Origin of the sequence: Chryseobacterium vrystaatense (assembly GCF_000737765.1) — a bacterium.
Lineage (GTDB): Bacteria > Bacteroidota > Bacteroidia > Flavobacteriales > Weeksellaceae > Chryseobacterium > Chryseobacterium vrystaatense.
Genome location: NZ_JPRI01000010.1, coordinates 71,269 through 96,306 on the forward strand (window position 1 = coordinate 71,269; position 25,038 = coordinate 96,306).

A 25,038-nucleotide genomic window follows, 5' to 3' on the forward strand; every position below is an offset into this window, starting at 1 on the left:
TAATGAGAAGAGGTATATATTGGGTTTTAGGATTGGTTTTATTGGTATTATGGAGTTTTACCGCTAAAGTAAATGTGGATCTTTCGGATATTCAGGATCCAACTATTGAAGATATTGTAAAAAGTTACAAAAAAGCCATCACCGATTGGCCAAAACCCGATATTGACTATGGAGTAAAATGGAAAGAATTTGCTCCTATCAAGATGGACTCTGCTTATTTTGCAGATCAGGATAAGCCCAATGTCATTTTGGGAAAAATGCTGTTCTTTGATCCCAAATTATCCAAATCAAGCCAGATCTCATGCAGCTCCTGCCATGATCCTGAAATGGGCTGGTCAGACAACCGCCGTGTCGCCTTAGGAAACGACCATCTTTTAGGAAACAGAAATACAATATCACTTTATAATATAGCAGAGCGACAGTCCTTCTTCTGGGACGGAAGAGCTAAAACTCTTGAAGAGCAGGCTGCCGGACCTCTCGGTGCGCATCACGAAATGGCCATGGATGTCAAAACATTACCAGCCAAAATTAAGGCGGTAAAAGGATATGTTCAACTCTTCAAAAAAGCATATGGTGATGAGAACGTAACTTATGACCGGATCGTAAAAGCCATAGCCGATTTTCAGAAAACCCTTAAAAGCCAGCCGAGCCGTTTTGACAAATTTCTGGAAGGAAAATACAGTTCTTTAACGGATGAAGAGATCTACGGAATGCATATCTTCAGAACAAAAGCAAGATGCATGAACTGTCACAACGGTCAATACCTTACCGATGAATCTTTCCATAATATCGGATTAACCTACTACAAGAGAAAGTATGAAGATCTGGGTCTTTATCACACCACCAAAAACCCGGAAGATATTGGTAAATTCAAAACACCTCAACTAAGAGATCTACTGCTTACCAGACCCTGGATGCACAATGGATTATTCAATGATCTGGAGGGGGTAGTCAACATCTACGACAGCGGAATGCACATGATGGACCCTTCTCCTGAAAAGAAGCTTCAGGATCCGCTTTTTCCATCTGCTGATCCTTTATTGAAACCGTTAAAATTAACGCCTCAGGAAAAGAAAGCATTGGTTTCTTTTCTGGAATCTCTGTCAGGAACCAAATTTAAAATGAGACGTCCGGAATTTCCGGTAGAATAATTTTAAGTTCAGGACGATCTAATATTTTTACCATAAAAAGTTTATTTTAGCTAAAAAAACTTAGATTATGGGCAAAAAATATTCAGATAAAGAATTTAAAAAATTAATAGAAAAGCATATTAAGGCCACCGATTTCGTAAAGGTTTACCTTGATGATGATTCAGCAATATTTGGTTTCCTGGTGAAATTCTCTGATGATTTTGTCATGATCGAAGAATCCAATGAATTTGCACTGGTAGGCACTAAGATTGTTCCCTACAACAGAGTTATAAGCATTCGGAACAATGGCTATGACAAAGTTTCCAAAGCCATTTACCTGGATGAAAATCTGATAAAGTTTAATCAAAAAATTATTGATAAAACGAATCTGGAAAACGCAGAATCACTTTTTAAATCAATCAAAAAGCAAGACTACCACTGTATTGTAGAAAGTAAGAAAAATAAAAAAGATCTGTTTTCAATTGGTGAAATCTTAGATGTTAATGCGAAATCAGTCATCATCAACAATTATGATCCAGCAGGTAGAATTAATAAGAAGCCTGATAAAATTTCTTTTAAAAACATACATCTCATCAACTTTAATGATAACTACTCCAAAGTTTTTAGAAAATATTTAAAGTAACAATCACAAAATAAAAAAAAACACTTATGAAAATCGCTATCCTCGGTGCCGGCAATATGGGTTTGTCTTTTTCAAAATCATTTTTAAAATATGAACTGATCAAGCCGGAGCACCTGCACCTGATCACACGAAGCCATTCGAAAATTTCTAAAGTAGCGGAAGAATTCCCAAAATCCAGAGTCTCCACTTTTGAAGACACCAAAGAACTGGATGCTGATCTTATTATCATTGCAGTGAAACCTCAGGACTTCATGCATGTTGTTCAGAATTTTCAGTTTACATTAAAAGAAAACCAGATGGTTCTCTCTATCATGGCTGGAATTAAGATCGAAAAAATTCAAAAATTACTCAACCATTCTCTTGTTGTAAGAGCTATGCCGAACTCCCCTACTCTTCTGGGGATGGGAATCACAGGTTATACCGCTGCGAATGGTATCTCTTTTAGCCAGCTGATCAATATCGAAAGACTGTTAAACAGCACCGGCAGATCGGTTTATCTTGAAAACGAAGATCTTCTGGATGGTGTTACGGCACTTTCCGGAAGCGGACCTGCCTATTTTTACTACATTGTTGACGCTATGATAAAAGCTGGTGTAGAAATGGGGATCGATGAGAACCTTTCCAAATTATTTGTACAGCAGACTATGCTGGGTGCTTATCACCTGATTAATAATTCCGAAAAAAATCTTGAAGAACTCATTAAAGATGTAGCTTCCAAAGGGGGAACTACTGAAGCTGCTTTAAAAACATTTGAAGACAGCAGTTTGAAAGAAATTTTAAAAAACGGAATTTTAAATGCTGAAAAACGGGCTAAAGAACTAAACGGCTAAACTTCTGTTCTATAAATCTGCAAAGAAGCCATCCGAGATAAACCCCGAATGTATTAAGAAGGATATCATCCACCTCAAATATTCCCATTCTCGTAAAATACTGGAGCGCCTCAACGATCACTATACAAGAAATAAAGCTGTACAGCAGTATTTTTAAGTTCCTGAGTTGAGGATTGATCCATCCCAAAAAACCGAAAGGAACAAACATAATAATATTGCCTAAAACAATTATTATAACATCTTTCCATCCAATGGTACTGCGGATAAACTGTATCGTAGAAAAAATAGGCTCCACAGTAATCAGGTTATCTTCATACTGAAATCTGCCCATACCCAAAAACATAAGGTAAAGCAAAAAGACGGTATACGGTACAATAATGATTTTATAAAATTTCTTTAACATCAATTGCAAATTTATTCATTTCAAAAACATTAAATTTGTGTGTTAAATCAATTTAATGAAATACGTTTTACTTACGCTCATTTCAGCGATGCTGCTCTCCGTTTCGTGGCCTACCTACGGAGTTCCGTTTTTTATATTTTTTGCCCTTGTTCCACTTCTTATGATGGAACACGGAATATCAAAATTTTCATCTTACAAAAGAAAAAGCTGGATGGTCTTCGGACTCTCTTATCTTTGTTTTGTAATCTGGAACATTGTAACTACCGGGTGGCTGTACGGAGCAAAAAACCCGGATGGAAGCCATTCTATGATGGCTGTTGTATTTCCGGTACTCGTTAATTCCTTTTTGTACTCCCTTGTTTTCCAATGCTATCACTGGTACAAAAATGCACAGGGAACCTATTGGGGACTGGCATTCCTGATCGCTATCTGGATGAGTTTTGAAAAATTTCATCTGAACTGGGAGCTGACATGGCCGTGGCTGAATTTAGGAAATGTATTTTCAGATTATCCTAAATTAATACAGTGGTACGACACCCTGGGTGCCACCGGGGGAAGCTTCTGGATTTTACTGATCAATGTTTTAATCTTTTATACATTAAGAACCTGGGAAGCAGGAAGAAAAAGAAAAGATCTGATCAGAAATTCATCTATCGTAGCTGCATTGATCGTCCTTCCGATGATTATTTCACTAGTCAAATACAATAATTTCAACGAGAAACCTTCCGGACAGGTCAATGTTCTGATGCTGCAGCCTGATCTTGATCCTTATGCTGAAAAATATTCAAAAGACAGCCTGGTTATTGAAAACGACCTGTTGACTTTAGCAGAAAATAATTCAAAGGGAAGAATAGATTATTATATCGCTCCCGAAACGGCTCTTCCAGGAAGAGGTTCAATTTCCGAGACCGCATTCGATAAGAGTTTGATTTTAAACAATATTAAAGGATTTTTATCAAAACATCCGGGAGCTGTTTTTGCAACAGGGATTTCTTCACACCGATTTTACAAAAATCAGGAAAAGATGCCTAAAGAAGCCTACCAGATCAACCCTGATCTTTGGGTGGAAAGCTACAATACCGCAGTGCAGATTGCACCTCAGCAAGATATCCAGGTATACCACAAAGGAAAACTTGTTCCGGGAGTTGAGATCTTCCCTTATATGACCTTTTTAAAGCCTCTGTTAGGTGATGCTATGCTTAATCTTGGTGGAACTGTTGCCTCCCTTGGTATCGATAAAGAAAGAAAATCATTTTCAAACCCTTACAATAAAGGAAGAATGGCTCCCATCATCTGTTACGAAAGTATTTACGGTGAATTTACAACAGACTATGTTAAGAAAGGGGCCAATTTTATGGGGATTGTTACGAATGATTCCTGGTGGGGAGTTACACAGGGACATAAACAGCTTTTATCTTACGCAAAACTAAGGGCTATTGAAAACAGAAGAGAAATTGCCCGTGCAGCCAATAGTGGAATATCTGCACATATCAATGCAAAAGGAGAAGTTGTAGCAGATACATTCTACGGAGACCAGACCACTTTATTCGCAAAAGTGAATCTCTATGAAACAATGACATTTTATACAAGAGCCGGAGATCTGCTCTCGAGATTCTCTATTTTTTCACTTGGATTTTTACTGTTCTACTTTTTAATAGAAAAGTTCAGGAAGAGAGTTAAGAAAGCGTAATATCAATTACCATGCTTTTCAGATTCAAACGACAGAGAGAATCAATCGAAGATTTGACGGGATCGTTTATTACAAATATTTACAGATCAAAAAAAACAATCTTTATCCGGCTGGGTAAAGATTGTTTTTTATACATAATTAACCGCTGAGTTTTCGCGATTAAAAAACAGAAAAGCCAGCTGGACGTCTGGCTTTTCTAACTAATAGAACTTTTCAGTTTTATTTAATGATAAGTTTTTGAGTGGTTATTTCGTTTTTAATTTTCAGTTTTAATACATAAGCTCCTTTTGCAAGATGTGATACATTGACAGACTGATCATTATTTAAAATAACATTCTGCTTTCTACCATCTATAGAATATATTTCAACATCTGAAACTTTTTCTCCTTTGATGAATACTTTTTCTGATGCCGGATTCGGATAAATTGAAACCTGACTGTTGACCGCCACATCGCGGGTTGCCAGGGTACCCTGTGCTGAAGCATCCGAATATACTTTTGAAGCATCAATAGACTTTACACTCCAATATACATTTTCAATAGAAGGGTCGAGATCCAGGAACCACGAAGGAGTCGTTACTACATATTTTGCAATATTGGCAGACCCTGGTGTAGATCCCACTTTAATTTCATAGCGCAGTGCATTCGTTGGGGTCTTGTCATCAGAAGCGCCACTCCATGAGAATTTAAAACGGTTGCCCGTCTTTGTTAAATTAAGGACTGCAGGAGGTACAGGTTTCAAGTTAACTTCAGTAGAAGTATTTTTGAAAATTTTGGTAAGTGAAGGCATGCCCGGATTCGCCCAATCAAATCCGGCCAATAAAACATCCAGACGGTGGTCATTGTCAAAGTCAAGTAAATTAACAAAACCCGGACCTCCTAAAGTATGCAGACCTGTGGGTATATTTTCAGTGAAATTTTGAGTAGAAGGATTATATAAGAACGTTTTTACGACAGCATCCATGTTATCATCATTTCCTGAAACAATGAAATCATAATATCCGTCATTATTAACATCCCCTGTATTTACAGATGAATCAGCAATCTCCGGAACACTGATCTGCTGAACATTCAAATGTCCGGTTCCATCATTCATATAAACAGCAAGGAATCCTGAATAGTTATCGTCCTGACCGCTGATGACAATGTCCTGATAACCGTCCGCATTGAAATCTGCGAAATCCATTTTCCCTCCGGTAAGAGAAGCGAGATCCTGAGAAAACGTCAACGTCCCCGCCTGATTCAGATATACTTTACCTATAGGAGCATCACCTTGTGCGACCCCTAAAATAACAAGATCCAAAAGATTATCGTTGTTTAAATCGATCAGTTTAAAGCTTCCGTTTTGTGTTCCAGGCAGCCAGTTTCCATGCATTTCGAAATCCGTCCCCTTATTTTCGTAAAAATCAACAACATTGACAAAACCTACTCCTGCTACATACTGGGTTCCGTTGATGGCATAATCCATTTTGCCATCATTATTAAAATCAAAAGCTTCCAAAGATCCATAGATTTTCCCCGCAAGATCAGCCTCTTTTTCAAAACCTGTTCCCGTGTTGCGAAACCTGTAATGTTTATAATTGACTACATCATTATAGCTTAATCCTGTAGAAATAATATCCAGAAGACCGTCATTATTAAAATCCATGAATTTAATATCGCCAAGATGAGTTGCAGCAGCCCCGAGATTAGCATAGGGTACCAAGGAGGTTCCATTATTCTTATATACTTCATTAAAAGATGTATCCACATTTCCATCATGATCAGAATCTATCGCTCCGTTGACCACGATATCCTGCTTTCCATCACCGTCAATATCAGCCACATCAGCTGCTCCGTAATAAAAATTCTTTATACCGGTCTGAACCTCAACATAGTCCTGTGCTATAAGCCCTACAGGAAGCATAGATAAAAGAATACAAATCCTCCTCATGTTATTTTTATTTAGATTAATTAAAAACAAAGGTAAAACATTCGAATCTGCTTTTGCCAGAAAGATTACATGAAATATATCAGTCACTTGGCTGAGTGTATCTTAGAATTTCTTTTATTTTAAAATTCATGATTATTAATCAGTCAGTTATTTGTAAATATTTTCCAAAAGATTTGCCTATATAAAAAATTCTTCGTTATTTTGCACTCTCAAATATTATACAAATAAGAACATCGAGATATGTCAAGAATTTGCCAAATAACAGGAAAGCGTGCAATGGTTGGTAACAACGTTTCTCACGCTAATAACAAAACGAAGCGTCGTTTTGAAATTAACTTATTAGAGAAGAAATTTTACCTTCCGGAGCAAGATAAGCACGTAACACTGAAAGTATCAGCTCATGGATTGAGAGTGATTAACAAGATTGGAATCGAGGAAGCTATTGAAAGAGCTACTAGAAACGGATTGATTAAAAAGAATTAATAAATCATGGCAAAAAAAGGAAACAGAGTTCAAGTAATTCTTGAATGTACAGAACACAAAGAGAGTGGTATGCCAGGAATGTCTAGATACATTTCTACTAAAAATAAAAAGAACACTACAGAGAGATTAGAGCTTAAGAAGTATAATCCAGTTCTTAAAAGATCTACCCTTCACAAAGAAATCAAGTAATTTATAAATATAATTTACCATGGCAAAGAAAGTAGTAGCAACCCTACAAAGCGGACAGTCAAAAAAAATGACTAAAGTGGTGAAAATGATTAAGTCATCTAAGTCAGGTGCTTACGTTTTCGAAGAAAAAGTAATGAATGCAGACGAAGTAGACGGTTATTTGAAGAAATAATCTCCACTTTATTTACAATATAAAAAACTACTCATATTTTGGGTAGTTTTTTTGTTATCTTTGTTCACCAGATTATTAATCAATATACACCCATATGAAAAAGATTCTTATTCTGGTTTTCACAGAAATTTTTCTATCTTCATTCGGTCAGAAAAAGATGAACAATGTAGAATACAAAAACTCACCGGAAGTTTTTACCATCAAAGGACTTTCACAATCAACCAGCATTGACTGTGGAACAACTACAATGATTTTACTATCCGGACAGGTTCCCCTGGATGCTGCAGGTAATCTCGCAGGACATGACATCGAGACCCAAACCAGGCAGGTTTTTAAAAACATTGAAAACATCCTGAAAGAATATGGAGCAACGGGAAAGGACATTGTAAAACTGGGAATCTTTATGACCGATATTTCCAAAACACCAGACTTTAGAAAAATCCGTGACTTATACATCAACCTTCAAAATCCTCCTGTGAGCAGCCTGGTAGAAGTAAGCCGTCTTTTTAGAGATGACGTACTGATAGAGGTCGAAGCTACGGCAGTTATAAAAAACAAATAAGAATGAACAATGAGTTGGTTTAAAAATATTTTCAAAAAAGAAGAAAAGGAAACTTTAGATAAAGGCCTGGAGAAATCCAGCCAGGGTTTCTTTGAAAAAATGACGAAGGCCGTAGTCGGTAAAAGCAAAGTAGATGATGAAGTACTGGATAACCTGGAAGAAATACTTATTGCATCTGACGTCGGCGCATCCACGACCATCAAGATTATAGAAAGAATTGAAGAACGTGTTGCCCGTGATAAATATGTCGGTGTAAGTGAACTGGATGATATTCTTCGTGAAGAAATCTCCGGACTGCTTCTTGAAAATCCTCATGCAGGAACAGGAAATATAGACACATCGAAAAAGCCTTACGTTATTATGGTCGTTGGGGTAAACGGAGTAGGAAAAACAACGACTATCGGAAAACTGGCTCACCAGTTCAAGTCCGAAGGCCGAAAGGTTGTATTGGGTGCAGCAGATACCTTCAGAGCGGCGGCAGTAGACCAGTTGGTCATCTGGAGCGAAAGAGTCGGTGTTCCTATCGTTAAACAGGACATGGGCTCAGACCCGGCTTCTGTAGCTTTTGATACGGTACAGAGTGCTGTTGCACAGAATGCCGATGTTGTGATCATCGATACAGCAGGAAGACTTCATAATAAAATCAACCTGATGAACGAGCTTTCCAAGATCAAGAGAGTTATGCAAAAGGTTATTCCTGATGCTCCTCATGAGATCCTTCTCGTTCTTGACGGTTCTACAGGGCAGAATGCATTTGAGCAGGCAAAACAGTTTACAGCAGCTACAGAAGTGAATGCATTGGCAGTCACAAAACTGGATGGCACAGCTAAAGGCGGTGTTGTTATAGGTATATCTGATCAGTTCCAGATTCCGGTAAAATATATTGGAGTAGGCGAAAAGATGCAGGACCTTCAACTTTTCAATGGTACGGAATTTGTAGATTCATTTTTCAAGAAAAGATGATTTACATCATGTTTTCCCTTAACTTAGTAAAACAAATCAATAAATATTAACACTTTAAAAAATTTGCAACTATGGGAATTTTAACATGGATTATTTTCGGACTATTAGCGGGAGCAATCGCAAAAATGATTATGCCGGGTAACCAGGGAGGCGGCTGGCTGATCACCATTATATTGGGAATCATAGGCGCTTTCGTAGGCGGTGCAATTGGAGTTTACGTTCTTCATTGGGGAGATGTTACTTCATTCTGGAATCCTAGAAGCTGGATTCTGGCTATCGGAGGAGCTTTAATCGTCCTCTGGATCTACGGAATGGCTACTAGGAAAAGCTAACCCTGGCAGATAAAAAATAAAATCCCGGAACTGAATTCAGTTCCGGGATTTTTTGTACAATATAATTTAGTTTAGTTGATCTTAATCTGGTAAGGCATTTCCATTTTCACTTCAGATTTTAGTTTCTCATCGGTGATCTGCTGAAGAATTTCATAGTTGGCTTTACCTATTTTATTTTTAATAATTCTTGCCGAAATATCTTCTTCGTTCAGGTCTTTAAAGATCTGCTCAAAAGGGGTCATTCTTTTAGGATAAGAAGATATGTGATAGGATTTAAGTCCTGCTTTCTGAGCTGCAAATTTCACAGCATCATTCAGTGTACCCAATTCATCTACAAGGCCAATTTCTTTCGCACGGACACCACTCCATACTCTACCGCCTCCCACACTGTCAATCTGCTCAAAAGTCTGCTTTCTGTTTTGAGTGACAAAATGCACAAATCTTTTATAGGTTCCTTCTACACTTCTGGTGATCAGGTTTACCCCGTATGGCGTCACCCCGTTCAAAGCAGAGTAATATTGAGAGTTGGCATTGGTAGCAACAATATCTGAGCGAATTCCATTTTTGTTTGCAATATCCTTATAATAAGGTATAACTCCAAAAACTCCAATCGATCCTGTAAGTGTATTAGGTTCTGAGTAAATCTTATCTGCTGCCATCGCAATGTAATATCCTCCTGAAGCTGCATAGTCACCAAAAGAAACAACCAACGGTTTTTTCTTTTTCAGCTGTTGAAGTTCAAACAAAATTTCATCTGAAGCATTGGCACTCCCCCCTGGAGAGTTAATCCTGAAAACAACGGCTTTTACTTTATCATCATTCTGAAGGTCTTTGATATATTTCACATATCTCTCAGAGTTGATATCGTTATAACCATCTCCATTGTTAATTCCACCGGATGCATACAATACTGCCACTTTCTCTCCGGACTTATCCTCATTTGCGTAAGAGCTGATATATCCTGCTAATGATACCTTATTAAGCTTCTCCTTATCTTTAAGACTTAGTTTTGCTTTGATCATCTGATCATACTCCGTTTTCTGGATCAGTTTATCAGCAAGCTTATATTTTAACCCCAGTTCAGGAATCATTCCATATAAACTGTCAACAACTGTTCTGAACTGAGCGGTGTCTATTTTTCTCGAAACAGCCATTTTACCGGATGTACTTTTCCAGATATCATTTAAAAGAGTACTTAACTGCTCTCTATTTTCCGGAGAAATATCATTTCTTAAGAAGGGCTCTACAGCCGACTTAAATTTTCCATGTCTGATCACTTCTATACCAATACCATATTTATCAGCGAAATCTTTGAAGAACGTGACTTCCGTAGCAAGTCCTTTCAATTCTATCATTCCCGAAGGGTTAAGATAATATTGATCAGCCACCGATCCTAAATAATATGCAGACTGTGATACCGCATTTCCATAGGCGTATACAAATTTCCCGCTCTTCTTAAAATCCTGAATTGCATTTCTAATGTCATCGATCTGCGTCATTCCTGCATGCAGGTCGTCAGCTTCAATACTTATACCTTTAATATGATCATCGGTTTTAGCTTTTTTAATCGCTTCAAGTACATCATAGAGTAATACACTTTTGGTTTTATCATTAATATTAAACAGTCCCACCTGTTCTTCGGTTGGGCTGTCTATTATATTAGTCTTTAAATTAATCGTCAGAACAGAATTGTTTTTCACTGCAACGGATTTGTCATTTCCCATGGAACTGAATACAATCATCATAATGAAAAAGACGAAAAATACGGCACATAATAGGACAATAGCCACTATATTTGCCAATACATTTTTAAAGAAACTTCTCATAAATCAATCAATTTTCTAATATGTCGCAACACAAGGCCGTTTTGTTACTGGGAAGTAACCTCGGAGATCAAAAAAAAAATGTAGAGCTTGCTTTACAGAAAATCAGTGAGGGAGGAAACGAGATATCACAAACCAGCGAATTTTTAATAACAGAACCTGTAGAATTTGTCAGTTCTAATATTTTTTGTAATATTGCATCAATAATATTCACGCGTCTTTCGCCCATTCAACTGCTTGATTTTGTTAAAAGTATTGAAATTGAAATGGGAAGAATTAATGATTCAAAAGTATCCGGAGGCTATAGTGATAGAATTATAGATATAGATATCATTAAATATGATGATTTGAAATTCAAATCGGAAAGATTGGAAATACCCCATCAAAAACATTTATTTGAAAGGGATTTTTCTAAAATATTATTGAAAGATTTTATCTAAGTAAAACATAAAACATACAATATGAAATTAGGTTTATTATTAATGGCCATACTTCCTATAGCAGCCTATGCTCAGGACAGTACCACAGTAAACTCTTCTACTGAATATCCTAATACCTTCTCCTCAGGTTCCGCTAATGTACAACGTTTTGATAATAAAGCCAGACGATTCAACGACTGGTCTATTTCCGTTGGTGGGGGTGCTGCTTTTATGGCGCATTCTGATTTAACCTCTTTTTATGATAAAAAGGTTAATTGGGGGTATAATGCTTATGTAAGTATTGACAAGCAGATTTCACATGTTTTTGGACTAAGCCTTATCTATCAGAGAGGTGAAACAAAACAGAAAGCGAGGCTTGACGGTGCAGCAGGCAATTTGGCAGGAGTAGGTACAGCAACAACTAAGTATGATCAGCTGGCCTTAATGGGAGATGTGAACTTTTCCAATCTTTTGAGAAGAGTAGACAACCATTCTCCTTACAGATGGGCATTCCATGGTTATGCAGGAATTGGATTTCAAGGGTACAATACGTCGTTACATGACGCTAATGAGTTCAGATGGAGCGACAGCCCCAAAAGAGTTCCTTTGTTTATCAAACAGGATTTTGACATCAACTCTCTATTCTATCAGTTTGGTGTAGGATTGAAATACAACGTTTCCAGGCTGATTGATATCGAAGCCAGAACAATGTATATCATTAGTGGTGATGATGAATTTGATGGTGGCGGATGGGCTGATGCCAACAACTATGATCCCGCTACAGCTGGTTCAAAGTATAATATGATCAGTGATTCAAGATCTGATAATGCATGGACAGTGAACTTAGGACTGACATTTAAACTAGGAAAACAATTATCTCACCTAACGTGGCATGATCCGCTTCAGGAAGCCTATTACAGAACAAGCGTTTTAGAAAATGCATCTCAAGATCTTGTTGTATGTGAAAAAGGCGACGCTGATAATGACGGTGTATGCGATGACTGGGACAGACAGCTAGATACTCCTGCAGGTGCAAGAGTGGATGGTGCCGGTGTTGCTTTAGATATGGACCTTGACGGTGTTATAGATTTGTACGACAAGTGCGTAACCGTTCCGGGACCTGTTGAAAACAACGGATGCCCTACAAAATAATAAAACAGTGAGTACAACTGTTTTTATAAAAAATAAATCATTTAATTAACTAAATAAAAAATACACTATGAAATTAAGTTTAGCAATTGTAGCATTAGCAATGGCCATTCCAGCCGCCAGCTATGCGCAAGACTCAACGGCAGTTTCAAACGGAGAATATCCGAACACCTTTTCTTCCGGTTCTGCCAACGTTTCCCCGTTCACCAATAGTTCAAAAAGGTTTAATGACTGGTCTATTTCAGCCGGTGCCGGTGTGCCCCTGATCCAGTCTGCAGACATGACTTCTATCAAAAATGGTAACGGTAAGAATCTTTTCGGATACTCTGCCTATGTAAGTATCGATAAAGCAATCACACATGCTTTCGGTTTAAAATTACAATATGACAGAGGTGAAACAAGACAGGGATTCTTTAATACTAAAGATGCTGCACCAGATGCAACAGCTATAGCAGGAAGAACTCAGTATGATGCAATCTCTTTATTAGGAGATATCAACTTCTCTAATCTTTTGAGAAGAGTGGATAACCATTCTCCTTACAGATGGGCATTGCACGGTTACGCAGGTATTGGTACGATAGCTTACAAAGCTTACCAGAAAGATATTAACGGACAGAGATTGGCTACAGAAATCAAACCGTTCAAATTAGGATCATTATTTATGCAGGCAGGTGCCGGTTTAAAATATAAGATCAACAGAAGAATTGATCTTGAAGGAAGATTGATGTATGTAGTAACCGGTGATGATGAATTCGATGGCGGTGGTGACAAATACAGTACTATCAACAGACGTGAAGAGCAGGTATCTGATAACTTCTTCAACGCAACGTTAGGTATTTCACTGAAACTAGGAAAACATGAGTCTCACTTAATGTGGCATGACCCGCTTCAGGAAATCTATTACAAACTTGATGTTTTGGCTAACAAAAACCAGGATATTGAAGTATGTAAAAAAGGAGATGCTGATAACGATGGAGTTTGTGACGATTGGGACAGACAGCTTGATACTCCTGCAGGTGCAAGAGTGGATGGTGCTGGTGTTGCTCTTGATACTGACCTTGACGGTGTAATTGATCTTTACGATAAGTGTGTAACTGTTCCCGGACCTGTTGAAAACAATGGATGTCCTACAACAACTACAGGACCTGTAGTAGAAACAGAAACTAAGCTTGAAGGAATTGAGTTTGATTTAAATTCTGACAGAATTTTACCTTCAAACACTCCAATCCTAAACAACGCTGTAAACTATATCAACTCTTCAACGGGTTCTTACAGTGTAGTTGGTGCTACAGATACAAGAGGTACTGATGCTTACAATCAGAAACTTTCTGAAAGAAGAGCAAATAACGTGAAGAGCTACTTAATCAAAAACGGAGTTCAGTCTGGAAAAATAAACGCAGTAGGAAAAGGTGAAAAAGACCTTAAATATCCTGAGTGTGAACCAGCTACTAAATGCCCTGAATGGAAAAACAGAGCAAACAGAAGAGTATACTTCGAAGCGAAATAATAAAATTATAAGCTATTATATTAAAGCCGTGCCTTGCACGGCTTTTTTTGTTGTAATACTTTTATTACTTTTACCCTATGATTTCTCAGCAGGATTTCCAAAAGTTAAAATTTGATACCCTAAAATATTTTTGGGGTTATGACAGTTTCAGAGATTCTCAGGAAGAAATCATCAATGCTGTTATCAATGAAAAAGACACTCTTGTCCTTTTGCCTACTGGTGCCGGGAAATCACTTTGCTATCAGCTTCCAGCTTTATTGAAGGAAGGAACCTGTCTGGTCATTTCACCACTTCTTGCCCTGATGAAAGATCAGGTAAGCCAGCTGAAAAACCGGGGCATCGAGGCAGATTATCTTTCTTCAGAACTTGACGAATATGATGCAGAAGCAGTTTATGACCGCTGTAAAGACGGACTTACCAAACTATTGTACGTATCCCCTGAAAGATTAACCAACAACCAGTTTCTCCAGAATATTGAAGAAATCCAACTGTCCTTTATTGCGGTAGATGAAGCTCACTGTATCTCTGAATGGGGACAGGATTTCCGCCCAAGTTATCAGAATATTAAAGAATTCAGGAAAAATAACCCTAAGATTCCATGTCTCGCTTTAACTGCTACTGCAACCCCAAAAGTATTGGAAGAAATTAAAAATAAACTGGAACTGAAAAAACCGTTTATTTTCCAAAAAAGCTTTAAAAGAGAGAATATCCGGATTTTTATGGATGAAGTTTCAGATAAATTTCAACGGGTTTTTGATATTTTAAAACACAATACTGATTCCGGAATTGTCTATGTAAGAACCAGAAAAGACGCTGAAATACTGGCAGAGTTTCTCAAAAAAAATCAGGTCAATAATGTAGATTACTTTCATGCCGGTTTAACAACGAAAGAGAAAAATGCTAAGCAGTCTCTATGGAATAACAGCGACAATCATGTCCTTATTTCAACAAATGCCTTTGGTATGGGGATTGACAAAGATAATGTACGCTTTGTAATCCACTATTCTCCCGCACCTTCACTGGAAAACTTTTATCAGGAAATAGGAAGAGCAGGCAGAGATGGAAAAGACAGTTTTGCATTTCTCCTCTGGAACAAACAAGAAATACTTAATTTTGATGAGATCCTTAAAAATCAGATTCCCAACAAAGCTGAATTTTTAAAGATCATTACCTACCTCTACTCTATTTTTCAGGTAGCAGAATATGAACTCCCGGAAAAAGTTTTTCAGCTAAATATCCAGGGAATTCAAAATTTTACCAGACTGTCAAAAGCAAAAATCAGCAATGTTCTTAATTTTCTGCACAATCAGGAGATTATCTATCACAACGACAACAAAAGCCTGTCTTCACTGGAGCTTCTCTTCAATGCTGAGGATATAGACCAGCTGCCACAGAAAGACGCTTATTTCATAGAGCTTCTGCTTCGTACCATATCAGGAATCACTACTCATAAGGTAATGTTCAGCGAACAGCAAGTAAGCAATAAAATCGGGGTAAGTATGCCTCTAATCAAAGAACGTTTGAAAGAACTTCAGCAGAAAAATTATCTGGAATATGTAGACGGCGCTTTATCAAGCATCAAGTTTCTGAAGCCTCGTGATGAAAGGGTGATCAATTCAGCCTATTGGAAACTTTTTGAACACATTCAAAAAAATAAAATTCAGAAATGGGAAGAGATCAAATTTTTCATAGAGAATAATGAGTACTGTAAAATGAAACTCATCCTCGCTTACTTTGGTGAAAAAAACACTAAGAATTGTGGACAATGTTCAGTCTGCGAAAAGAATAAACAGTCTATTTTCGGAAAAAACATTTCTCAGCAGATCATTAATCTACTGGCTAAAAAGCCCTCTACGATTGAAGACCTGTCGGTACAGCTCAACTATCATTCTAAAAACAATATCTTAGAAAACCTCATCTTTCTTTTGGATGCAGGAAAAGTAAAGATGCTGAATTTTAGGACGTATGCCTTGAATAATGAGTGATTTTTAGTAGGCCAATCATTACTTTAGGTATCAGGTGACAGACATCAGACTTCAGATTGTTACATTTATAGTCAATCAGCAACTACATTTCAAACTCACACCGCAAAACACGAATCATACAAACTCTCGAACCTGTACCCTTCCATCTTTACCCGCAAACCCTTATCTTTGTCCTATGAAATCATTGAAAGTCGTTTTTTTAGGAACTCCGGAATTTGCAAAAACTTCTTTGGAGGCTATCCATCAGTCAAAACATGAAGTAGTAGGGGTTGTCACCGTTGCAGATAAGGCCAGTGGGCGTGGTCAGAAGATCAATCAGTCTCCTGTAAAAGTGTATGCAGCAGAAAACAACATTCCTGTTTTTCAGCCTGAAAAACTGAGAAATCCTGAATTTTTAGAAGAACTGAGAAAACTTGATGCAGATGTTTTTGTAGTGGTCGCATTCAGAATGATGCCAAAAGTACTTTTTGAAATGCCCAAAATGGGAACTTTCAATCTTCATGCTTCACTCCTTCCAGATTACAGAGGGGCGGCTCCCATTAATTATGCAGTAATCAATGGTGAGGAGAAAACCGGTGCTACAACATTTTTTATCAATGAAAAAATTGATGAGGGAAACATTCTTCTTCAGGAAGAGCTTGAAGTTCTACCGGATGAGAATGCAGGAAGCCTTCACGACAGATTAATGGAAATGGGTTCAAAACTGGTTGTAAAAACTCTTGACGGTTTAGCTGAAAATTCCATTATCGAGAAACCTCAGCCTCATGTAGAGCATCCTAAAAATGCTTACAAAATATTTAAAGAAGATACCAGAATCAACTGGAAAGTTCCTTCAAAGACCGTTCACCAGTTCATCCTTGGAATGTCACCTTATCCGGCAGCCTTCACCACTATAAAAATCGGAGAAGACGAAAAAGGATTGAAAATCTTCGCTGGAAAATTTGAAATCACAGATCACGGAAAGACTTCGGGAACTTTGGATATTTCTAAGCACGAATTCAAAATCTATACGGAAGATGGTGCTTATTTCCCACAAGAGCTTCAGCTTGAAGGAAAAAAAAGAATGACCGTGAAAGATTTCCTGAATGGATTTAGAAATTTTGAAGATATCAGTTTTTAGGGTTTTTTGAGTACAATTTTCCGTCGAATTCTGCTTATAAATTCGGGAGTTACTCCTAAATAGGCAGCAATCTGGATATTGGTCAGGCGGTGAGCCGTTTTAGGATAGTCTCTCAAAAAATCCTGATAGCGTTCGTCAGACGGTTTGCTTAAATTATCAATAATCCTTCGCTGCAAAGCAATGATTGACATTTGAAACTTAAGCCTCATGAGCCTTTCAATCTCAGGAATTTCCTGATAAAGTTTTTCTTTGTCTTCTCTTGATATTAAAAGAATCTCACTGTCTTCAATAGCCTGGATATTGAGCTGAGAAGGAATCTTATTAATGAAGCTGTCGATATCCGAAATCCACCAATCCTCCACTGCAAAATATAGTATTTGATCGTCTGAATTCTTGTCTGTACGGAAAACTTTAAAACAACCATTCAATACAAATCCTTCATCTTCACATATTTCGCCTTCTTTCAGGAGAAAGTCCTTCTTTTTAATGTTTTCAATTCTGAAAGCACTGCAGTATTTCTCAAGTTTATCGTCTGAAATTTCAATATATTCTCTGATATGTTTCTTTAAAGATTCCGTCATGGTTTAAAAATAAAAAAAGGTTTAGAAAAACCCTAAACCTTTTTAATTGAAATGATCTTTATAGAACAGTCAACAGAATTCATTCCCTATTGACCATCCAAAATTGATATTTATAACTGAACAAGCTCTGTCACCTCTACATCATATCCACCAACCTGTGGCTTAATGTTAGGATTCTGAGTTATTACTTTGAATTTATTGATCCCCAGATTTTTCAGGATCTGTGTTCCGATTCCGTAATCTCTGTAATTGTATGCTAATGTAGGATGCTGCTCCTGTCCGTCCTGATAGTTCAGGAACTGCTGAAGTTTTCTCAGTGTATTTTCAGAATTTGAAACGTTGTTGATGAAAATAACGGCTCCTTTTCCTTCTTCGTTCACCATATTGGTTACTTTTTCCAATAGTGGTTTTTCACCATTGTTCAATCTTGTCAATACATCAAAATAGGAATCTGAAGACTGTACTCTTACCAGAACAGGTTCATCAACGGTCCATGCCCCTTTTGTCAGTGCAAAATGGATCTGGTCGTTAGAGGTCTCTCTGAAAGCATAAAAATCAAACTCGCCGTAAGCTGTTTTCACTTTTCTTTCTTCCAGTCTTTCGATAAGGTTTCCTTTTTTAAGCTGATAGTGGATCAGATCTTCAATGGAAACAATCTTCATATCATGTTTTTGAGCGAAAGCGTGAAGCTCCGGCAAACGGGACATGGTACCATCATCATTCATGATCTCGCAGATCACCCCTCCTTCTTTCAGACCTGCCAATTGAGTAAGATCAATGGCTGCTTCGGTATGTCCTGCTCTTTTTAAAACACCTCCTTTTCTGGCACGAAGCGGGAAAATGTGTCCGGGTCTCATGAAATCTGTAGGCTTGGATTTTTCATCCATCAAAGCTAAAATGGTTTTGGCTCTGTCTCCTGCAGAAATTCCTGTAGATGTTCCGTTTCCAAGAAGGTCAACAGAAACGGTAAAAGCGGTTTCCTTAGGATCACTGCTTCTGCTTACCATCACTTCAAGACCAAGCTCGTCACATCTTTTTTCAGGAAGTGGCATACATATAAGTCCTCTTCCGTAAAGTGCCATAAAATTGATAATTTCCGGCGTTGTCAATTCTGCAGCGCAAAGAAAATCTCCTTCGTTTTCTCTGTCTTCATCATCTACTACTATGATTATTTTACCATTTTTAAGGTCTTCAATAGCCTCTGGAATAGTATTTAATTTAATATCAGACATGTTTACTTTTTATTTGTGCAAAGATACTTATAAAAATGAGCATCTGCCAATTAATATCAATGGTTTGTTAGGCTTTGGATAAAGAGTTTACCGCCTCTCTGAAAATTTCGTAAGATCTTAGTCTTTTCTGATGATCGTAGATATGTGAATTGATAATTAATTCATCCACATTGAATTTATCCTGAAAATCTTTTAGTTTTTCTTCAATTTCTGCCTGATTTCCAATCAATGTATATTTTAGTTTCTGAAGTACCATCGATTTTTCCATCGGTGACCAAAGATCATCCATATCATCTACAGGCGGAGCAAAAGGTTTACGGTCATTTCTGATGATATTGATAAATGCCTGAAACAACGTTGTAGACATTTTGTGCGCCTCTTCAGAAGTCTCTGCCGCTACTCCATTGATACACGCCATCAGGTAAGGTTGAGCCAGTTGTTCAGAAGGCTGAAAATGTTCTCTGTAAATTTTAAAAGCCATTTCCATCTGTTCCGGAGCGAAATGTCCTGCAAAAGCATACGGAAGCCCCAGCTCCGCGGCAAGCCATGCACTGTCTGTACTGGAGCCCAGAATATAAATAGGGATATCCAAACCTTCACCGGGAATTGCACGCACTAAAGCATCAGCATTGTCCTTCGAAAAATAGGTTTGTAATTCCAAGATCTGTCTTGGAAACTGTTTGTTGATGATTGCCGGATTTCTTCCCAAAGCCTGAGCGGTAAGTCCGTCTGTTCCAGGAGCTCTTCCTACACCAAGATCTATTCTTCCCGGAAAAAGAGATTCCAGGGTTCCGAACTGTTCAGCGATGATCAGTGAACTGTGATTGGGAAGCATGATTCCACCAGACCCCACTCTAATTGTTTTTGTTCCGTTGGCGATAAAACCAATCAGAACTGTGGTCGCAGAACTTGCAATACTTTCCATATTGTGATGCTCTGCAAGCCAGAATCTTTTATAATTTAAATATTCAGTATGGTTTGCTAAAGATAAACTGTCCTGAAACGTATCGTGAATACTTTTCCCCTGCTTTACGGGAGCAAGATCAAGCACCGATATTTCAAAATTTTTCATATTTTAAATTTTAGGTTTAAAACCAAACAAATTTAAACCAATAAAATCGCATTAGTTACTTTTTGTAATTGATAGGATTGATGGTGTAGTTCATGAAAAAACTATTATAAATGATTCTTCATTCTCCTGCTTTTCATTATGTGGCTCAAAGGACATTTCTTTATTTCATATATTTGATTGTTGAAATATTTCCAGATGAAAATTATAAAACCCACTATAGAGGCGAAAACCGTCATACCGACCCTTTTATGGTAATAACCGCAGAAAGTTCATTTTAGATACTTAGATTTAAGATCTGTATCGTCTATTATCGGTCATAAAAATGACACGGTAAAGAAACTCATTAACTTAAATTAAAATTGTGACCAAAATTGAAAATTTCCATAATAAAGTCGTAGAAATCGAACAATTTCAATCAACATTTATTATTCTGAAAATTGAAAATAATGTATTCCGTTTTGATTTTAAACATAAAAAAGAAGCTTTCTTAAAACAAAAAGGACAGGGAACATTAACTTTTTACGAACAACATCCTTTGTTAATTAACCATAACGAAAATAATCTTGAAGTTTTTATCAACTCAAAACCAGAAAACGCTGAACAGTTTATTGAAGATTTAAAAAACTCAATTGATGAAATCACAAAAGGCTGGAGAAACTGGAAGGATTATATCGAAATCAATACCGGAATAGATTATCCTATATTTCTCCAGAATATCCAAAAAGGCTCTGGCAAAATTCTTACAGCTCCATTTTCAATAATTAAAAGTATTGAAAAAACAGGCGCTAAACATGATGTAAAAATTAAATACTTCGGTGAAAAAATTACAACTTCAAACCAACTGATCATCATTAATAATCAGTTTATCATTGCTGAAAAATTTAATCCTGTTTAAATAAAACTATTTTTCAATATAATTCTTTCTTCCTTTTCTTAAATGATAATGATTAATCAAAACCTTGATCTCAGTACCTGTTAAATTTTAAAGATAATTTTAAATGCTATTTGTAAATCTTCTATAAAAGATCGAAATTTATTCTATGAAAATTCCAACTATAACGACCGTGAAACGCCTTTATTTTATTCTTATTTCCTTTTTGCTGATCAGCTGTTCATTTAATCAGACTTTTTCAAATAAAGAGAAAGATAAAAACGGAGATATCAAGATCGTTGGATATAGGGTCAATCATGATCTTTTAAATAAATAACAAAAAAGACTGTCTCAATTTTGGGACAGTCTTTTTTGTTATACCGAATCATTCTTCTCCTTCTTAAAAGTATAATGATTAATCAAAATCCTGATCTCATTAAACTCAAAATCGTTCGGCAATGCGCTCTTCCACTCTGTTAAGGTTTCATGTGGATTTTTGTAGAATTCTGTTTCAAATGCTTTGATCTTATCTGAAGTAATGACTCTTGAAATATCGAGCAATCCCTGTTCTGCAAATTTAGCCAGGTGTCCGATCACGGTTTCTTTTACCAGACCTCTTTCCATGGCTATTTCGCCGATCGTTTTTCCCTGCTCAAATAATTGAAAAGTTAAGACCTGGGAAGGAACTTTTGCAATCTTTAAATTGATTTCCTTATCATTTTTTTCATCTAAAAGCTTCGTTTCCAACAGGTGAGCTTCTTTCAGGGTATTAAGGTACTCTTCCGTATCTTCCAGCCATTCTCTGAATTCTTCATTGTACTGTTTCAGTCCTTTAGTCCCTTTAATTTCAGCATAAAATTCTTTCAGTGGATTGAAGACTTTATCTCTGATTTCTGTAAAGAAAAAATTAACTGCCCCTTTCGTTTTACTTTCAATCTCAGACCACTCTTCTTTATTTTCAATAAAATTATTGACCTTCTGGGAAATTACCCTTTCCAGTTTTTCGAAAATCTTTCCGAGGTTAACAATTTCATGTTTCAGCTGAAGATAAAGCTGATTTGTTTTGACATGATCAATGCTTTTCGTCGTTACAGAAAGCTTATTCCACTCTTCTACTTCATGCAGGAACCACAGGCAGTTAACGCTACGTAAGACTTTTTTGATGCTGTAGTCATATTTTTCGCGATTCAGGATAGCTTCTACATTATCATTTGCAAAAGTATTTCCCTGGAACTGCAGGATTCTGTTGTCTTTAAAAATAACCTCTGGTGTAATTTTAGATTTTAAAACGATACCTTCTAAGGTACGGCATCTTGATAAAGCCACATACACCTGTCCGGCTGTAAAACTTTTTCCGGCGTCAATAATTACATTATCAAATGTTAATCCCTGACTTTTATGAATAGTAACAGCCCAAGCGAGTTTAATCGGGAACTGTTCGAAACTTCCAAGAACTTCTTCTTTGATATTTTTTTCGGTGTCGAGGAAATATTTTTTCTGTTCCCAGACTTCTCTTTTTACGACAATTTCCCTTTCGCTTCCGTCAAGAACTACTTTAATTTCATTATCATCAAGTGACATAATTTCACCCAGCTTTCCGTTGAAATATTTTTTTTCTCCGGTAATATCATTCCTGATAAACATCACCTGTGCTCCTACTTTCAGTTCTAAAAACTGTTCGTTTGGAAATTGATTTTCCTTGAAATCTCCAAAAAGTTTAGCTTCATAGGTTTTTACGGTCAGGTTGATTTCCTCCAGCTTTTCCTGATTGATCTCATCGGCCATTCTATTGTGTGAACACAGATAAACATACGAATCAGTTCCTGCCTTAAAATCAGGATCGTATCTTTCGTTCAGAACATCAAAGTTGATATTGGCTACATCACCATCACGAATCGCATTCAGAATATCCAGAAATTTCTCATCAGACTGTCGGTAAACCTTGGTCAGCTCGATAGTCAGTAGTGGAATATCTTTCACGGCATGACTGTCGAAAAAGAAAGGAGACTGATAACAGATCTTTAAAATATGTTCGTCTCTTACTACCGGGGGAAGCTGATACAAATCTCCGATGAACAGCATCTGAACCCCTCCAAATCTTTGGCTATTTCTTCTGATAAATCTCAGCGAAAAATCCATCATATCGAGAACATCAGCCCGAAGCATAGAAACCTCATCAATAATAAGAACCTCTACTTCTCTTAAAAGCTTAAGTTTATCTTTTCTGTATTTGAAATGAGGCATCAGATCGGCAATATTATTTGCCAAACTTCCATCAATACGGTCGGTTGTAGGTAAAAAAGTTCTTAAAGGCAGACCAAACATGGAATGGATCGTTACCCCTCCGGCATTAATCGCAGCAATTCCCGTAGGAGCTACTACAATATACTTCTTCCTTGTCTTCTTGACAAAGTCATTAAGAAAAGTTGTTTTTCCTGTTCCTGCTTTTCCCGTAAGAAAAACACTTCTGTTCGTATGCTCTATTAAGTCAAAAAAATGATTGTTCATCGCTCCAAAATTACGCAAAATGATTTTGAATTTGTTACCTTGGCATAACTTTTGAAAATTCTTTAACAGAAAGAAATTTATAATGAAAAAATTTTTTGTCAATATTCCATTACTAGCATTATGTACTACACTTACATTAGTTTCATGTAATACATCCAAGAATGCTAATACCAATCTTCCTAAAGATATATCGGAAAGACCCGCGGATGAGGACAGTCAGAAATATGAACAGGCCCAACTGGATAAGTTAAAAGCATCCATCGAGTCTGAGTCATCAAAGGAAAAGTGTACGACTGCATCAGACTGGACATTTGCACCAATGGGAGCTAAAGCCTGTGGAGGACCTCAGCAATATATCGCATATCCTAAAAAAATTGAAACGGTCATTTTACCAAGAATTGAAGAATATACACAGAAAGTAAAAACCTTTAATGAGAAGTACAATATTACTTCTGACTGTATGATGATTATGCCGCCAACTTCTGTGAAGTGTATCGCTGGAAAAGCAGTGCTCATAACAGCAGAACAATAAACCATAAAAAAATCAAAGCAAAGGTTATATATACTGTTGAATAATCAACACAAAACTCACTCAGGAGTTTATACTAAGGATCAAAAAAAGCTCTATCGGATTGATGGAGCTTTTGTTTATTTATGGTGTGATAAGATTGGAGAATCAAGATGCAAGAATCAAGATTTGAATTTTAAAAGATAATAAAGTTCCGGGATGCAGGATTCCAGATATGAACCAAGAACCGGCAACTAAATTCCTCCCCGTATACTCTCAACCCTCCAATTCAAAACTAGTTCCCCACCTCAAGGTTTTCCTTATACCACGAAGAATACTTCACATAATTATCAGCAATTCTGTTTACTTCACCTTCCAGTAACTGAGCAGAAATATCTTTAATTTTTTTTGCCGGAACTCCCCCCCATACTTCACCTGACTTGATATGAGTTCCCTGAGTCACTACAGACCCTGCTCCTACAATAGAATTTTCCTCTACCAGACAGTCATCCATAACGATGGCTCCCATTCCGATAAGTACATTGTCATGGATGGTACAACCGTGTACAATTGCATTGTGACCGATAGATACATTATTTCCTATATTTAAAGGGTATTTCTGATACGTACAGTGCAGCATGGCATTGTCCTGAACATTCACTTTGTTGCCCATTTTGATGTAGTGTACATCTCCTCTTATCACCGCATTATACCAGATACTGCAGTTTGTTCCCATAGTAACATCACCGATAATGGTTGCCGTTTCTGCCAAAAATGTGCCCTCTCCTATCTGAGGTGCCTTTCCTAAAAGTTCTTTTACAATTGCCATAATTTTAATTTGATGATTTGAAAATAAGTTCATTTGAAGATTACACTTTTGCTTACCCTAATTTCTAACTTCTGCTCTCCAGCTTCTGAATTTTTATTTCTAAAT

Annotated in this window: 26 protein-coding genes; 18 read left to right on the forward strand and 8 right to left on the reverse strand. The window is 37.0% G+C overall.

All coding sequences use genetic code 11. The features are described from left to right. Nucleotides 1-2: 2 nt before the first annotated feature. The 3 genes from IW16_RS20510 (at nt 3) to proC (ending at nt 2,603) form a co-directional block, all read left to right on the forward strand. Complete coding sequence (locus IW16_RS20510) at nt 3-1,151, forward strand: cytochrome-c peroxidase (protein WP_034749035.1); 1,149 nt, start codon at nt 3-5, stop codon at nt 1,149-1,151. A 67-nt stretch (nt 1,152-1,218) separates the two neighbouring features. Beyond that, nucleotides 1,219-1,773, forward strand: coding sequence for a hypothetical protein (locus IW16_RS20515; RefSeq protein ID WP_034749038.1), 555 nt, complete (start codon nt 1,219-1,221; stop codon nt 1,771-1,773). Nucleotides 1,774-1,799: 26 nt separating this feature from the next. Further along, nucleotides 1,800-2,603 (forward strand): pyrroline-5-carboxylate reductase, encoded by an 804-nt coding sequence (proC, locus tag IW16_RS20520; protein ID WP_034749040.1) that lies wholly within the window; start codon nt 1,800-1,802, stop codon nt 2,601-2,603. On the opposite strand, the gene IW16_RS20525 is transcribed toward proC, so the two are convergent. Then, complete coding sequence (locus IW16_RS20525) at nt 2,584-3,006, reverse strand: VanZ family protein (protein ID WP_034749043.1); 423 nt, start codon at nt 3,004-3,006, stop codon at nt 2,584-2,586. The genes proC and IW16_RS20525 overlap by 20 nt on opposite strands. A 55-nt stretch (nt 3,007-3,061) precedes the next feature. On the opposite strand from IW16_RS20525, the gene lnt reads away from it, so the two are divergent. After that, complete coding sequence (gene lnt / locus IW16_RS20530) at nt 3,062-4,696, forward strand: apolipoprotein N-acyltransferase (RefSeq protein ID WP_034749046.1); 1,635 nt, start codon at nt 3,062-3,064, stop codon at nt 4,694-4,696. A gap of 219 nt (nt 4,697-4,915) precedes the next feature. Here the strand turns inward: lnt and IW16_RS20535 are convergent, their stop codons facing one another. Further along, entirely contained in the window at nt 4,916-6,628 is a 1,713-nt protein-coding gene (locus tag IW16_RS20535) for a T9SS type A sorting domain-containing protein (protein WP_034749718.1), read from the reverse strand. A 240-nt stretch (nt 6,629-6,868) separates the two neighbouring features. Here IW16_RS20535 and rpmB point away from each other — a divergent pair, with 240 nt between their 5' ends. The 6 genes from rpmB to IW16_RS20560 all read left to right on the forward strand — a co-directional run bounded on the left by rpmB (nt 6,869) and on the right by IW16_RS20560 (nt 9,329). Further along, a complete protein-coding gene (rpmB, locus tag IW16_RS20540) occupies nt 6,869-7,111 on the forward strand; it encodes a 50S ribosomal protein L28 (protein WP_002976757.1) in 243 nt (80 codons plus the stop codon). A gap of 6 nt (nt 7,112-7,117) precedes the next feature. Then, nucleotides 7,118-7,300: a 50S ribosomal protein L33 gene (gene rpmG / locus IW16_RS20545; protein WP_027373683.1), complete on the forward strand. Its 183-nt coding sequence runs from the start codon at nt 7,118-7,120 to the stop codon at nt 7,298-7,300. A 19-nt stretch (nt 7,301-7,319) separates the two neighbouring features. After that, complete coding sequence (locus IW16_RS26185; protein WP_073175385.1) at nt 7,320-7,472, forward strand: DUF4295 domain-containing protein; 153 nt, start codon at nt 7,320-7,322, stop codon at nt 7,470-7,472. A gap of 94 nt (nt 7,473-7,566) precedes the next feature. After that, entirely contained in the window at nt 7,567-8,034 is a 468-nt protein-coding gene (locus tag IW16_RS20550) for a RidA family protein (RefSeq protein WP_051890522.1), read from the forward strand. Nucleotides 8,035-8,043: 9 nt separating this feature from the next. Further along, nucleotides 8,044-8,997: a signal recognition particle-docking protein FtsY gene (gene ftsY / locus IW16_RS20555; protein WP_034749049.1), complete on the forward strand. Its 954-nt coding sequence runs from the start codon at nt 8,044-8,046 to the stop codon at nt 8,995-8,997. Nucleotides 8,998-9,068: 71 nt separating this feature from the next. Then, complete coding sequence (locus IW16_RS20560) at nt 9,069-9,329, forward strand: GlsB/YeaQ/YmgE family stress response membrane protein (RefSeq protein WP_034749052.1); 261 nt, start codon at nt 9,069-9,071, stop codon at nt 9,327-9,329. A 71-nt stretch (nt 9,330-9,400) separates the two neighbouring features. Here IW16_RS20560 and sppA read toward each other — a convergent pair whose 3' ends face one another. Beyond that, nucleotides 9,401-11,155 (reverse strand): signal peptide peptidase SppA, encoded by a 1,755-nt coding sequence (gene sppA, locus IW16_RS20565; protein ID WP_034749055.1) that lies wholly within the window; start codon nt 11,153-11,155, stop codon nt 9,401-9,403. Between the two features lie 20 nt (nt 11,156-11,175). Here sppA and folK point away from each other — a divergent pair, with 20 nt between their 5' ends. From folK to fmt, 5 genes are all read left to right on the forward strand, one after another. After that, nucleotides 11,176-11,592, forward strand: coding sequence for a 2-amino-4-hydroxy-6-hydroxymethyldihydropteridine diphosphokinase (gene folK, locus IW16_RS20570; protein ID WP_034749057.1), 417 nt, complete (start codon nt 11,176-11,178; stop codon nt 11,590-11,592). A gap of 21 nt (nt 11,593-11,613) precedes the next feature. Further along, nucleotides 11,614-12,723 (forward strand): hypothetical protein, encoded by a 1,110-nt coding sequence (locus IW16_RS20575; protein WP_034749060.1) that lies wholly within the window; start codon nt 11,614-11,616, stop codon nt 12,721-12,723. Between the two features lie 67 nt (nt 12,724-12,790). Continuing rightward, nucleotides 12,791-14,227, forward strand: a complete 1,437-nt coding sequence (locus IW16_RS20580; protein ID WP_034749063.1) for an OmpA family protein — start codon at nt 12,791-12,793, stop codon at nt 14,225-14,227. Between the two features lie 77 nt (nt 14,228-14,304). Further along, on the forward strand, nt 14,305-16,212 hold the full coding sequence (locus IW16_RS20585; protein ID WP_034749065.1) for a RecQ family ATP-dependent DNA helicase: 1,908 nt from the start codon (nt 14,305-14,307) through the stop codon (nt 16,210-16,212). A gap of 175 nt (nt 16,213-16,387) precedes the next feature. Next, on the forward strand, nt 16,388-17,332 hold the full coding sequence (fmt, locus tag IW16_RS20590; RefSeq protein ID WP_034749067.1) for a methionyl-tRNA formyltransferase: 945 nt from the start codon (nt 16,388-16,390) through the stop codon (nt 17,330-17,332). Here the strand turns inward: fmt and IW16_RS20595 are convergent. The 3 genes from IW16_RS20595 to IW16_RS20605 all read right to left on the reverse strand — a co-directional run bounded on the left by IW16_RS20595 (nt 17,329) and on the right by IW16_RS20605 (nt 20,217). Next, nucleotides 17,329-17,913 (reverse strand): Crp/Fnr family transcriptional regulator, encoded by a 585-nt coding sequence (locus IW16_RS20595; RefSeq protein ID WP_034749068.1) that lies wholly within the window; start codon nt 17,911-17,913, stop codon nt 17,329-17,331. The two genes, fmt and IW16_RS20595, sit on opposite strands and share 4 nt — an antisense overlap. Nucleotides 17,914-18,023: 110 nt before the next feature. Beyond that, nucleotides 18,024-19,145, reverse strand: a complete 1,122-nt coding sequence (gene ribB, locus IW16_RS20600; RefSeq protein WP_034749070.1) for a 3,4-dihydroxy-2-butanone-4-phosphate synthase — start codon at nt 19,143-19,145, stop codon at nt 18,024-18,026. Between the two features lie 67 nt (nt 19,146-19,212). Continuing rightward, on the reverse strand, nt 19,213-20,217 hold the full coding sequence (locus tag IW16_RS20605) for an LLM class flavin-dependent oxidoreductase (RefSeq protein ID WP_034749072.1): 1,005 nt from the start codon (nt 20,215-20,217) through the stop codon (nt 19,213-19,215). 361 nt (nt 20,218-20,578) lie between these two features. Between IW16_RS20605 and IW16_RS20610 the strand changes: the two genes are divergently transcribed. Together IW16_RS20610 and IW16_RS26725 are read left to right on the forward strand one after the other, a co-directional pair. Next, entirely contained in the window at nt 20,579-21,112 is a 534-nt protein-coding gene (locus IW16_RS20610; protein WP_034749075.1) for a hypothetical protein, read from the forward strand. Nucleotides 21,113-21,257: 145 nt separating this feature from the next. Further along, nucleotides 21,258-21,425: a hypothetical protein gene (locus IW16_RS26725; RefSeq protein WP_165572007.1), complete on the forward strand. Its 168-nt coding sequence runs from the start codon at nt 21,258-21,260 to the stop codon at nt 21,423-21,425. A 38-nt stretch (nt 21,426-21,463) separates the two neighbouring features. Here the strand turns inward: IW16_RS26725 and IW16_RS20615 are convergent, their stop codons facing one another. Beyond that, nucleotides 21,464-23,596 carry a helix-turn-helix domain-containing protein gene (locus IW16_RS20615; protein ID WP_034749077.1) on the reverse strand — a complete coding sequence of 711 codons (2,133 nt, stop codon included), beginning with the start codon at nt 23,594-23,596 and terminating at the stop codon, nt 21,464-21,466. Between the two features lie 82 nt (nt 23,597-23,678). Between IW16_RS20615 and IW16_RS20620 the strand changes: the two genes are divergently transcribed. Continuing rightward, nucleotides 23,679-24,128 carry a hypothetical protein gene (locus IW16_RS20620; RefSeq protein ID WP_034749079.1) on the forward strand — a complete coding sequence of 150 codons (450 nt, stop codon included), beginning with the start codon at nt 23,679-23,681 and terminating at the stop codon, nt 24,126-24,128. A gap of 271 nt (nt 24,129-24,399) precedes the next feature. On the opposite strand, the gene IW16_RS20625 is transcribed toward IW16_RS20620, so the two are convergent. After that, the gene (locus IW16_RS20625; protein WP_034749082.1) at nt 24,400-24,933 is read right to left on the reverse strand and encodes a gamma carbonic anhydrase family protein; all 534 of its coding nucleotides are present in this window, start codon (nt 24,931-24,933) and stop codon (nt 24,400-24,402) included. Nucleotides 24,934-25,038 lie beyond the last annotated feature (105 nt).